Source organism: Bradyrhizobium sp. MI1.10, assembly GCF_055811035.1.
The window spans coordinates 23,032-35,018 of record NZ_JBVVPN010000061.1 but is presented as its reverse complement, the minus strand read 5'-3'; the positions used below and the strand labels follow the sequence as shown (position 1 = coordinate 35,018).

The window sequence follows — 11,987 nt, the reverse complement described above, 5'->3', positions numbered from 1 at the left end:
GGCGCTCACCGCGCCGGTGAGGACCGCATAGGCTGTCTTGTTGTGATGCCGGTGTCCGGAAGTGGCCAATTTCAGACTTTCCCTTCGGTTCGGAGGTTGTCGCGTCTCAGCGTCATTTTTCGTCACTGCGCCCATCAGGTCGCGAAGCTTTTGCGAGGCGCCAAAGTGGTTGATGTGCCCGTTGAGCAGCCGACTTAATTTGAATTGATCGTCAATCTTAGAACTGCAAAAGCGCTCGGTCTCGAAATGCCGCCTGGGTTGATCTCCTGTGCCAACAACACGATCGAATGAGGTGGTGACTTACGTTTTTGACCCGAAGACGAAGATCGCCATCGTGTCCGGCACGTCCGCAGTCGGGGTCAGAGCGGACATCGAGAAGAGGTGGGCAAATCGACGCGAATGACTCAACGTGGAAATGAGCCATTCGGCCGCTCACGAATCTTCAGCCTTCCTGTCCAATGACGGACCTCTGACAAAGCCGTGCCGTGTGGTAATGTTGAGCGCTAAGGGCGGATCTCATCACGCGTCAGCGGGTGCGGCATCGCGTTTCCCCCTGAACGCGATCCTAGCGGCTTGGAAGGCGGTGGGGCAGGCGCTGCGCCTTGCACACCGGTAACGAACTGCCGCGTAGGGCGCTCTTCCCGCAGGTTGTCCTCGGCAGCCCCGCCTAGGCGGGTGAGCTCCGACCACGCCAGCGCGGCGGTGATCCATCTATGCCGCTCTGCTCCATTGGCTTGGGCGGCAAGCTTCATCGCCGCGACGGCCTCGCGCTTGGGGTCGTACTCGAGATCCATGGATACAAATATAGTTGCAGATCGTAAACGATCACGCACCAGCGTGACCGTAGCAATCCGGGGTCGACAACCATACGCGGATCCTGCCTAGCCGCCCGGAGATGCCCGCCCGATCCGCCCCATTCACAGGCGCGGACCTCTCCGGTGCGCTCGCGATCGAGGCCCTGCGCGAGCGTCCCGCAAGGGGATCCAACTGCACCGACACTCCCCAAAAGCCCGTGAATTGCTCGTCTTTCAGATTTCTCGTGACCGGCACCCCCGCTATGGTGGCGCCTCACGGGACTACGTCACCGGCTCACGACGAGAAGAGATGTTTCAAAACGCATCGGATCTGGCCGCGATGGCCGAGGAGCTAGGCCGATCGAGTGACTACCGGGTGCTCCGGCGCCTGGTGCCGCGGCCGAGGTCGGTGGCGGGCTCCGGACAGGAATTGAGGATCGGCATCCTGCTCGACACCGAGACCACCGGCCTCGACCACCGCAAGGACGAACTCATCGAGCTCGGCATGGTCAAGTTCGGCTACACGCCGGACGGGCGCATCATTGATGTCAGGGACACGTTCTCCGCCTTCAATGAGCCGTCCGAGCCGATCCCGGCCGAGATCACGGCGCTTACCGGCATCACCGACGAAATGGTGGCCGGCCACAGGATCGACGAGGCCGCCGTGAACGCCTTCGTTGATGATTCCGTGGTCCTGGTCATCGCGCATAACAGTGGATTCGATCGGAAGTTTTCCGAACGCTACTGGCCCATCTTCGAGCGGAAGGCGTGGGCATGCTCCGCGACCGAGGTCCAGTGGCGGCAGCACGGCTTCGATGGAGCGAAGCTCGGCTACCTTCTGAATGGCGCCGGCTATTTCCACCAGGCGCACCGCGCGGTTGACGACTGTCACGCGCTGCTCGAGATCTTGGACTTCGACCTACCAACGACCGGCGCGCCCGCGCTCGCCGTCCTGCTCGAGACCGCACGACAGAAGACCATCCGGATCTGGGCCGAACAGTCGCCGTTCGAACTCAAGGATTCGCTGAAGCGGCGCGGCTATCGGTGGAGCGACGGCACAGACGGCCGGCCAAAATCCTGGTACGTCGACGTCTGCGAGTCCGCGCTGGACACCGAGCTCGCGTTTCTCCGGACCGAGATCTACCTGCGCGACGTGGAGCCGCGCCTGCAGACGCTGACCGCCTTCACCCGCTTCTCCTGCAGGATCTGATGGCCGCCAACCGCCATGCCGAATACGCGGCGAACCTGGCCCTCAGCGGCCGAGACGTTTCTCGACCCGCTTGCGGCTGTTGCCGACCTTCTTCACGGCCTTCTTCACTGCCGAGGCCGAGCGGCCAGTCTTCTTTGCTTCGTATCGCACTTCGTAGTCCTGGTCTTTAGCCACGCGGGCGCGATCTTGTTTGCGTCCCCGTGGGGTTTTCTTCTTCGCGGCCATCTGCTCCTCCGTCTGCGAAACTGATGGCCAGTGCAACGCTTCAAGGAATCGCGGGGTTCCCTCAAAGAAGCTGTTGCGGGCCGAAGCCGAACGAGCGCCGGCAGCATCTCTGCTCCACCTTTGTTGGCCTTTCCATTTTCGTTTGCTCGACCGCCTGCACGAAGGCTTCGTCGCACCGCATGAGCACAGCGGCCCTTTGGCGCACGTCGCCCGAGTTGGCCAGCTCCGAACGCTCCGGAGCTTCAAGTACGCGCCCGGAGCCCGCTCCCGTTTTCTTGCAGATGCTTTTTTAGATCCTCCGTTCCGAACCCACCGACCGGGAAAATCTGGAACTTCTCAGCCCAGCGTAGGTTGGTTGCCGATCGTCGAACTTAGGAGCCGAATATGAGTCGTGGAATGCCATCGATGACCGCCCTCCTGGGTATGCTCGCGATCGCCGGTTACCAGAATCGTGACAAGCTGGCGGACATGTTTCGCAATGCTAACTCCGGTCAGTCGGCGGGTGCCAAGGATTCCCTGAGCGGCATGCTCGGCAACCTTGGCGGCCTTGTGGGAGGCGGCGGCGTGGGTTCGCTCCTGAACGGCGGGATCGGCGAACTGCTCCAGCACTTCAAGCAGAACGGGCAGGGCGATGCAGCCCAATCCTGGATCAATCAAGGGCCAAACCGCGAAGTTACCCCGCCCGAACTCCAGCAGGCTATCGGTCCGGACGTCCTTCAAAAGCTGGAGCAGCAGACCGGCCTGTCGCAGCAGGAGATTCTCGACCGCTTGTCCCGAGAGCTTCCGACAGCCGTGGACAAATACACACCTGATGGACGTCTTCCGGCTCCATCGGCGGGATAATCACAGCGATCGAGAGAGAGAGACATGGGCATCATCTGGACGATCATCATCGGTTTCATCGCAGGCGTCATCGCGAAGTTCATCATGCCCGGCGACAACGAGCCCTCGGGTTTCATCCTGACCACGATCCTGGGAATAGTGGGCGCGTTCGTTGCGACCTATCTTGGCCAATCTCTCGGCTGGTACCGGCCAGGAGAAGGCGCGGGGCTAGTGGGGGCAGTGGTAGGCGCCATCATCGTGCTTTTCGTCTACGGTTTTGTGGCCGGTCGCAGCCGCCGGGCCATCTAACCACCGTGAAGGGTATCCTTCGCGTTTGCGGAGAATTCGCCCCGCGCGAAAGGCGATCGGCAAGATGAAATGGATGCTCGTTGCTCTGGTAGGAGGATGACCCCGGTGGACACCGACCTGGTCTTCGACAAGTTCGCCGATTGCCTCGCCGCCGAGGAGCAGATGCGAAAGCACTATACGGACGCTTTCGAGGCTTGGGACAGATGGGCTCCGGCCAATATCGAGCGACGCCGCGAATACTCTAAGGCCCGCGACCTCCAGGCCAAACGCCTGCTCAGCAACATCGGTACGTGCGTTCCTCATGCGGGCGGCGACGCCGTAGCACCTCAGCAGCAGAATAATCCCACTCCTTCTCAGCCTTCCCAAGCTACCCCACTCCGCAGCCAAGTCCGAAAACGTAACGTCCGAACGTTTCGAACAGGCCCTGCCGCAAACGAAGGTCGCAGCGGCGCTTTCATCGCCCCTGCCTTCATTGCTCTCGCCACGCGCTGAGCTGTGGGCTGCTGACGATTATAGGTGCACGCCAAATGTCGCCCATAACGGACCTGCGGGCTGACGATGCCGACAGAACTAAGGCGTTTACCGACATCATGTCGGACGCTTTTGACTACTTCCGCGCCTACGCTGTCCGGGCTCTTTGCAAGGCCTGATCCATGCCGCAGGGCAGGATGAAGCATCTGCAGCTGGTTGCGGGACGAATTTACAATCTCCTCAAGAAGGAGGCCGCTTATAGCCCGAACACGCAGCACCTTGAGGACTTCCGGGCAGCGCACAAAATTGAGGAATCTCTCGATGGCCGGCGCGATGACGGCCCACCCACTAAAGGAGCCTTTGCTCCGGTGAGGCCGGGCGCGGAACGGGAGGCTCGTTGAGTGGCTTCCGTCGATGGTCGCACCGTAGTAAGTCTCCTGCGAGAATACGCACAGCGAGCGGCGTTGCGTGGCGGCAACCCGTACAGGGCGAAAGCCTATGCGCGCGCCGCAGACAGCCTGGCGGCCCTTGCCGTCCCTCTGGACGTGCTCATCGCCGAAGACCGGCTCACGGAAATCCCCGGCGTCGGCGAGGCGATCGCCGACATTATCGTCAAGCTTCACAAGACGGGCTCTCATCCGAGCCTTGAAAAGCTGCGCAAGAAGTTTCCCGAGGGTGTACTCAAGATGCTTTCGGTGCCAGGTTTGCGGCCGGAGAAGGTATCAGGGGACCTGCCGCTATCGAACGGCCGCCACCGCGATCACCAGTAGAGGAAGATCGGCACCAATAATGGTGATACGAGCCACTCACGAATGTCGAACTTGCCGGGATCGGGCATCTGACCGCCTTCTTTCAGGTGGAGGCGGGAGCGCAATGCTCTCAGTCGCCGACCACTGATCGGGGCGGTGATGGATGACATCCCTGGGCTTAAACAACGCGCAGCGATACCTAAAAAGCACGCCCGAACGCGGCGAATCAGCGGCTTAACTTTAGCGAGGGCAGAACAATGGGATGCATCGCGTCCCGTTTCTGCTGTAGGTCGGCGACCACTCCTATAATACGCTTTGCGGTGAGCGGATCGAAGGGGAAGGCCGAGAGCCGTTGGTAGTGGGAGATTATCTCGTCTAGCTCTTTGCAAGCGTCGCACATTGGCTCACCCGCTCAACTTGAGGCGGGAGCACACGGGCTCTCGGTCACCGATAACAGCAGAGGATGACCCTGGCTAAAGGCTGCCGGTGCTTTCAGTTCCTATTTTAAGAGCGGCCACCCGGCGCGGGCCGCGGATCGTCGCGCCGAATGTGCCGTAGGGTTCAAAAGCTCAGGTGAGGACGTCCATCAGCGAGGGTCGCCCTCCGTAAACCGACATCTCGATCGCCGTGCGCTGTCAACTCAGGCGTCAACAGGCAACAAGCATTTCGAAATGAAGGAAGACGCTGTCATTGCGTTCTCTGGTCCGAGCAAATCTGATGCAAACAAAGATCGCTGAAAGAAGAGGCCGCCTGAAGCGCCTAGTACTCGTTCCCGTCGCTGTGATGAAGATCAAAAGCTCGATCGTACCTGTCGCGGGCTTCGGTACCTACGCTGTATCGGCCGGGCCACCATGAATGCGGTGGATTGTAGTTGTCGTTCTCAGCGTCTTCTTTGGCCTTTCTGCTTAAATCCTCGGGCGTCCAAAGCGACATTGATTTATCTTTACTCATGCCCAGGTCCTCCGAGTGTGCTGCGGCCTATCGCACCGGCAGCAATTTTGAAACGAAGTGCCAGTCGCCCAACAGCATCCCACCAGAACTCTGAATCCATCGCCTACGGTCTCATCGAGGACAATCATGCTGACGGACAGAAAAAAAGCGAGCGCCGCAAAGAAAGTTCCAGCCGCGCTGGCGAGCGCCGCCGCGTCGGCACCGAAGCTCCATTCTTCCGGCCGTTGGAATCTTATTGTGTGTGCAACACGGCTTGGCAGATCGATGCCCATATAGAAACCAAAAGCCCCGTAAAGCACCATCAAGAGGACCATCCATTCATTTCGAAACAACTCGGTTTCCATGCGCATCAGTCCTACGCCCACGTACAGGCCGCCTGCGGCGCCAACCATGGCCAGTCCAGTCCTTTCAAAGATGTGTGCCACCTTAACGACAACGGAACGGCCCAGCCACGTTGCGAGGGTGACGTAAGCGTACTTCGCCAACTGTTTCTCCCTAGTGACAAAGCGCACGGCTCTTGGGACGAGACTTCGAGACCGCCACCAATAGAACCCTGACCAGCTATTGATTTGGTGGCTAGTTCAGCCTGAAATCGGACTGGCAACTAGGCCGTTATGAGCGGCAGAAGAACGATCGGTTTCTTTGAATCTAATGCGGTTTCGGCAAGGGTGAGATTTGTTGAGGTCCCTTCTGGTGCAAGGGTGCGGCCGTTGGCGCAGGGCTACAGGCTGGCCGAGCTGGAAGCGACGACATGTCGGGAGCAGCTCTGGTCTTTGGGAAGTGTCCGCACCGACGTGTCAATAGCTATATTACGACTATAGAACCGTGCGTTGCATTGTTGGCCACCATGGTTGCAGTCGCCGGCGACGCTGCGATGACATCTGCCTTGAGCGCTACCAATTCGTCGGCGACGCGAAGCACCCCGTGGGATTGCCTCTCCCCGAACCGGCAATCGATGATGACATTCTGGCCGGCGGCCCCTGCGAGCTCGCGCGGTCCTCGTCGAAACGCTTCCAGGGGGCGCCAGCCAAGGGTGTCGCGCAGACCCATAGGCAGGACAGCGGTCGGCTGCGGCCTGGGTTTGATCTTGATCAAGTTCAGCAGCGTCGCCGCCACGATCATCGTTAGGACGCCACCAACGCTGAGCGTGATCTGCATCGCAAGCCCCTCAGATATGTCGAGCAGCGCCAGGAGGCTGACGAGCGTGAGCAGAACGCCGAGGCAGAAGATTGGCAACGAGTGCTTGCCACAGAGGATGGCGCCGCGCATCACCGCAGTCGTCAATGCTTGTCGATTGGGTGGCACGAACCATACCGCTACAACCGCAAGAGCGAAGAAATGCAACAGACGCAACGGATCGAGATTCGATTTGTCCATCGGGTAAGCCAAGTTCGTCAGCCCCTTCGGTATCAACGCTTCCAGCGGCTTGATTCTCCAGCTCAATACGATGGCGAGGCTGAAGACCAGATAAAGAACGGCAGGCACAAGCACCATGCGCGACGTTAGCCAGGGGCGTACTCTTTCGCCCTCGATTATCACCCACGCGCCAAGGACCACGAGCAGTTGCCAGGCCAGTGGATTGAAAGCCCAGTGGCCGTTCGGCCACGCCGGCAAGGACCAGCCGAATATATGCACCAGCGTATAAAGCGCCAGCGAAGCGCCAAGCGTCACGTTCGGCAGTCGCAGCAGCAACCACAGCAACGGCGCGAACAAGAGGTGGAGAAGCACGAAGATCGGCAATACGTCGGTATTGACCGGACGATACTGCAGGATCGCCGCGTGCGCGAGCGTCGCGCCGGGCTGATCCAACAGAATGCGCGTATTGCTCTCGTCAGCGAGGCGTTCCACGCCAGCGATGCGGACTAGAAGGGCGCAGGCGAGCGTGAGCAGCAAAAATGCGACATAGATGTCCCAGCTTCGCCGCAGCGTTCGGCGGATCACGCGGGTCCATCCCTCGCACCTCCATACCTTACCGTAGGCCAGTGCGCAGGTGACGCCCGAGACGAACATGAACAGTTCCGCCGCATCGCTGAAGCCGTAGTTTCGCGGCGTCAGCCAGCTTCCAATGTTATTGGGGACATGATCAAGAAAGATGCACCAGAGCGCGATGCCGCGGCAGGCGTCAATCCGCAGGTCGCGGCCGTCGGCTTTCAGCTCCGGCAGTGCGGCCGCTGATGGCTTCGGGGGTGGCGGTTAGCATTGGCTTGCCTCGTCTAGCGTGCGCGCACGCTTAAAGAGGAACGATCGAAAGCGACCGATTTGACCAAAAGCGCGGCCCTGCTCCGGTCGTGACAGCGCCGCAGTCCAGCGTTGCTTCACGTCGACCTGGCCACGACACCAATCGCGACAATGATCATATGGCCGCGCTTGAGTAAACCGCTGGTGTAGAGGGTGACCGTCGACATCATCGTTTAAGTTGCGCAGTGTGTAAATTGGCCGCAGGTCGGTATGAAGAGGTGCCTAGGTCCTATGACGAAGGTACCGTCGGGGCGGCGGCATCTATTTGATACCTCAACCACGCGATGAGCAATTCATCGCTCGCGTGGACGGTAGGGCGGCGAGGACCGCGCTTCATGTAGTCCTTGCTCATTACGATTGTGTGCCGGTTGCAACCATAACGCACAGCAGCACTCGGCTCCTACTTTGAGTGCCTGACGGCGAACCACTGGACCAGAGATAGAAGGTGAACGGTTTCCAAGGTGGGTGTATGATTTTTTCATTGATCTCCGGGCGGTCATTGGACGGAGAGCAGTTTTATGAAGGTTCTTGTTGTTGACGATCACACATTAATCCGCGAGGCGTTGCACGGCGTCCTGAAGCAATTGAAGCGAGAGGCCGTGATATTCGAGGCTTCGAGCAGTCGAGAGGCCATGCGCATCGTCGAGGAGCATCCCGATATCAGCCTCATTTTGCTCGATATCAATTTGCCTGACCGCGACGGCTTCTCTGTCCTTTGCGAACTGCGCCATCGCTATACGGCGATTGCTATCATCATTCTCTCGTCCTCCGATGATCAGGACACGGTCAGGCGCGCTTTCAAACTTGGCGCGCTGGGTTTCATTCCGAAAACCACGGAACGTGAAGTGATGCTCAATGCTATTGAGTTGGTGTTCTCCGGCGGAGTTTACATTCCCTCGGAGATTCTGGAGGAAACGGCAGGTCCGCGGTTTGCGGATAAACCATTGGCTCGCGACTCACTCAAGGGGCGAGGATTGACCGATCGTCAGATCGACGTACTTGCGCTCCTGATGAAGGGAAAAAGCAACAAGGTCATTGCCAGGACGCTCAATATGGCAGTGCCGACAGTGAAGAATCACATGACGGTCGTTCTCAAGGCGCTCGGGGTAGCGACCCGCACTGAAGCCATCATAAAAGTCGGAAAAATGGGCTGGGAATGGCCGCCGAAGTCTGAATCATGAGACTGCCCGGGTGCCTCCTCCACCATCATGATCTCTGAGGAGCTCATGCATGACAGCGCGGAGCCGCATCGGGTCGACCGGCTTGTGCAGCAAAATGTAGCCTCTGTCCCTAGCGTCCCGCAGAGGTTCAGCTGCGGTATCGCCGCTGATGAGAATGGCGGGAATTGACGAGCCAAACGCCGCATTGATTTGTTCAATTGCCCGGATGCCGGTCTTCCCGCTTGCGAGATGATAGTCCGAGATTATGAGATCTGGGCGCTGTTCGCGCTCGGCAAGTTGGACAAGTGCAGGTTCGTCGGATCCGGAGGCAAGAACCGAGTATCCCCATTTGCTAAGCAGTCCGCCCGTTCCCTCCTGCACGATCGGAGTATCGGCAATAACGAGAATTGCCTTGCCGTCGATTGCGAAGGCACCGGGGTATGGTAAGTCGGCGGGCGCCGCGGACCTGACGCATTGATCGATTTTCGGAACCAGGATTGCAAATCGCGAACCTCGGCCCATAGTCGAAGCCAGGTCGATTTGATGGTGGAGAAGCACGCGAAGCTTGTCGACGATAGCGAGGCCGAGGCCCAGTCCGACGGACCGGTTCTGTTCGGCGGTGGGAATCTGAAAAAACTCACCGAAGATATTGTGCTTTTGATCCTCGGGAATGCCAGGACCGGTATCCCATACTTCGATACGCAACATTTCACCACGCCGGCGACATCCGACCACGATACCGCCCCGCAAGGTATAGCGCACCGCATTCGATACGAGATTCAGCATGATGCGTTCGAGCAGCATCGCGTCGCTTCGCACCCATGCGTCACTTGGCCTGACGCGTAGCCGCAGACCCTTTTTTTGCGTCGCCTGGTCAAACGCCGTCTCGATTTTTTGCAACAGGCGCCCGATCGGGAACTCGGTGATTTGGGGGATAAGCATCCCGGCATCCAGCCTGGAAATGTCCAGGAGCGAATTGAACATTTCATCCATTTCCTTGCGGGTGGCGTCGATTCGCTCGACCGTTTTTGTCCTTTCTTCCGGTTTGAGCGGCGTGCGCAGCTGGGCGACGAACAACCCCAACGCATGTAAGGGCTGCCGCAAATCATGGCTTGCCATGGCGAGAAAGCGCGATTTCGCTGCGTTGGCGAGCTCCAGTTCCTGCGTACGCTCTGCGACTTTCTGCTCGAGTTCGACGTGCGCGCGGCGCAGGCTTCGTTCCGCTTTCTTGCGGACCTCGACATCAGCGCTCAGCAGCAAGCTTGGAACGGTAATACTGATCAAGAACATCAACACGAGCAGGAATGACGCATTGGGATCTGGCGTCGCGAAGGGGCCGCCGCCCGTGTGCGTTCCCCAAATCGTGATGCCCGCAAGCACGAGGGCAACCGTTGCGGTATCGCGTGGCCCGCGACGCAGCGCCGCCCATAACATGGGCAGGATGGCGAGAAAGCCGAGCGGATCTCGGCCGGGCGTCTGCTCGATCAGGGGGCTGAATGCAATCAGTCCAACAACCGACGCTGTCGTGAGGACGCCGGCCGTCTCCAGAAGTTCACGGGAATTGAACGGATGATAGCGGCTTGATGTCCAAAGCACGACCGCGGGGGCAATGACCAGCGCGCCAGTCACGTCGCCCAGCCACCAGGTGATCCACGCGTCCGCGAAATTCTGCTGTTCGATGTACCCGAACATTGCCAGACTGGTCAGTCCAATGCTGGCACTGATCGGTGTCGCGATCACGACGCAAATCACAGCAAACTTTGCGACAGAGTCGGGCTTTGAAAACGTGTTACACCCACCCGACCATCGATTAATAAAATAAGCGCCAGTAACTGCTTCGAGAGAGTTACCGGCCGCAATCGCAATTGCGGTGGCAACGGAGCCTGCCGTCGTAACATTAGCGATCATCGCGGCCGCAAAAATTGCTGGCCAGATCCGATATCCCCGCAACAGCACCGCCGCTAGCGCGACACCCGTCGGTGGCCAAATTGGCGTTGCACTGGGATGAATGGAGGCGAGAGTAAGCCCGCCTTTTGCCAAGACGAGATAGATGGCTCCAATTGCGACCAGATCGATGACGTAGCTGATAGCTCGGCTAGAATTTGTCCTGAGAGCTAATGATCGTGGATCGGACATTGTCGGCGCCTGGACCAGGCAATTGGCTCGTCCATCGAGACTGACTTTTGATCGCTGGTCGGAGATCAAAGATCACAAGGTCAATACGGCAGATGCGCTCCGATCGAATTGATCATCGCGGTCTGCTGGCGGACTAAGAGACGGCGCGTGCGATGGAGCATTTGGCCGACTTGCTGTTAAATCCCGCGAATTGCCTCAGAACCAGTGGGACGTTGCGCCCCCGAATTCGCGTCGTCTCGTGCTCCCGAGCTTTGGGGGGACGCATCGTACGACGAAGATAGGCTCTCCGAAAGTCCGGATTGAGATCGGGATCAGGTCGGTCTGTACGACGAGAGCCCTATCTCTCGTTGGAGTCTCAGGACTGAACTACTTGCACGATAGCCTGCATACAGCGCGACGAGGGCGCGCAAGCTTCACTCAAAAATGGAAGCATCGGAGGCGCAGCATGACGCTGCCGCCCCGGTCCGCTTCTAGTTCAGCCACAGCGGGGCGTGCGGATGTCTTTCATAAGGCGGTCCGGATCATCACCGAGATCAAGCGGAAATCCGAGGACGCCTGCCGCAATCCTAGGAATGCGCGGCCTTGCTTTCTCCGCCCAAAGAGCGGGGCCGTTTTTCTTTCGAAGGCCGCTTATTAGTCGGTGTCAGTCCAGCTGCGAAGGCTGGGCGCCAATTTACCGGCCCAGCCGCGAGCCTCATCAACGAATATTATGGCACGTTCGATCGGCGCTGTTCTGCGAACGGTCGCAAAAAGGTCTGTCAGGAACCATCGCATAAAAGGTGCGAGCGTCTCGAGTGATTCCGTTAGCAAGGAGAGGAATAATTGGCCTGGTCACGGCAGAAATCTTCGAAATTGAACGTGCTTAAGTTCGAGAGGCGTTGTGGCCGCGGATCGTCGCACCACTGAAGCGCCTGCGCGGCGG

Annotated in this window: 9 protein-coding genes and 1 pseudogene; 6 read left to right on the top strand and 4 right to left on the bottom strand. The window is 59.1% G+C overall.

Annotated features, from left to right (window positions below; all coding sequences use genetic code 11):
• Positions 1-1,104 precede the first annotated feature (1,104 nt).
• Positions 1,105-2,004, top strand: coding sequence for a 3'-5' exonuclease (locus AC0L3K_RS36440; protein WP_219681396.1), 900 nt, complete (start codon positions 1,105-1,107; stop codon positions 2,002-2,004).
• Between the two features lie 42 nt (positions 2,005-2,046).
• On the opposite strand, the gene AC0L3K_RS36435 is transcribed toward AC0L3K_RS36440, so the two are convergent.
• A complete protein-coding gene (locus AC0L3K_RS36435) occupies positions 2,047-2,229 on the bottom strand; it encodes a DUF3606 domain-containing protein (RefSeq protein ID WP_354129109.1) in 183 nt (60 codons plus the stop codon).
• Positions 2,230-2,613: 384 nt separating this feature from the next.
• On the opposite strand from AC0L3K_RS36435, the gene AC0L3K_RS36430 reads away from it, so the two are divergent.
• From AC0L3K_RS36430 to AC0L3K_RS36415, 4 genes and pseudogenes are all read left to right on the top strand, one after another.
• Complete coding sequence (locus AC0L3K_RS36430; RefSeq protein WP_219681312.1) at positions 2,614-3,072, top strand: YidB family protein; 459 nt, start codon at positions 2,614-2,616, stop codon at positions 3,070-3,072.
• A 24-nt stretch (positions 3,073-3,096) separates the two neighbouring features.
• Complete coding sequence (locus tag AC0L3K_RS36425) at positions 3,097-3,360, top strand: GlsB/YeaQ/YmgE family stress response membrane protein (protein WP_219681314.1); 264 nt, start codon at positions 3,097-3,099, stop codon at positions 3,358-3,360.
• Positions 3,361-3,465: 105 nt separating this feature from the next.
• A complete protein-coding gene (locus AC0L3K_RS36420) occupies positions 3,466-3,852 on the top strand; it encodes a hypothetical protein (protein ID WP_246648706.1) in 387 nt (128 codons plus the stop codon).
• 380 nt (positions 3,853-4,232) lie between these two features.
• Positions 4,233-4,553, top strand: a pseudogene (locus AC0L3K_RS36415) (DNA polymerase/3'-5' exonuclease PolX); the annotation flags it as partial.
• 974 nt (positions 4,554-5,527) lie between these two features.
• On the opposite strand, the gene AC0L3K_RS36410 reads toward AC0L3K_RS36415, so the two are convergent.
• Positions 5,528-6,016, bottom strand: coding sequence for a hypothetical protein (locus AC0L3K_RS36410; RefSeq protein WP_246648707.1), 489 nt, complete (start codon positions 6,014-6,016; stop codon positions 5,528-5,530).
• 319 nt (positions 6,017-6,335) lie between these two features.
• The gene (locus AC0L3K_RS36405) at positions 6,336-7,685 is read right to left on the bottom strand and encodes an OpgC domain-containing protein (RefSeq protein WP_473367862.1); all 1,350 of its coding nucleotides are present in this window, start codon (positions 7,683-7,685) and stop codon (positions 6,336-6,338) included.
• A gap of 602 nt (positions 7,686-8,287) precedes the next feature.
• Between AC0L3K_RS36405 and AC0L3K_RS36400 the strand changes: the two genes are divergently transcribed.
• Entirely contained in the window at positions 8,288-8,950 is a 663-nt protein-coding gene (locus AC0L3K_RS36400; RefSeq protein WP_219681317.1) for a response regulator, read from the top strand.
• On the opposite strand, the gene AC0L3K_RS36395 is transcribed toward AC0L3K_RS36400, so the two are convergent.
• Entirely contained in the window at positions 8,945-11,065 is a 2,121-nt protein-coding gene (locus AC0L3K_RS36395; RefSeq protein ID WP_354129111.1) for an MASE1 domain-containing protein, read from the bottom strand. The genes AC0L3K_RS36400 and AC0L3K_RS36395 overlap by 6 nt on opposite strands.
• Positions 11,066-11,987: the final 922 nt, after the last annotated feature.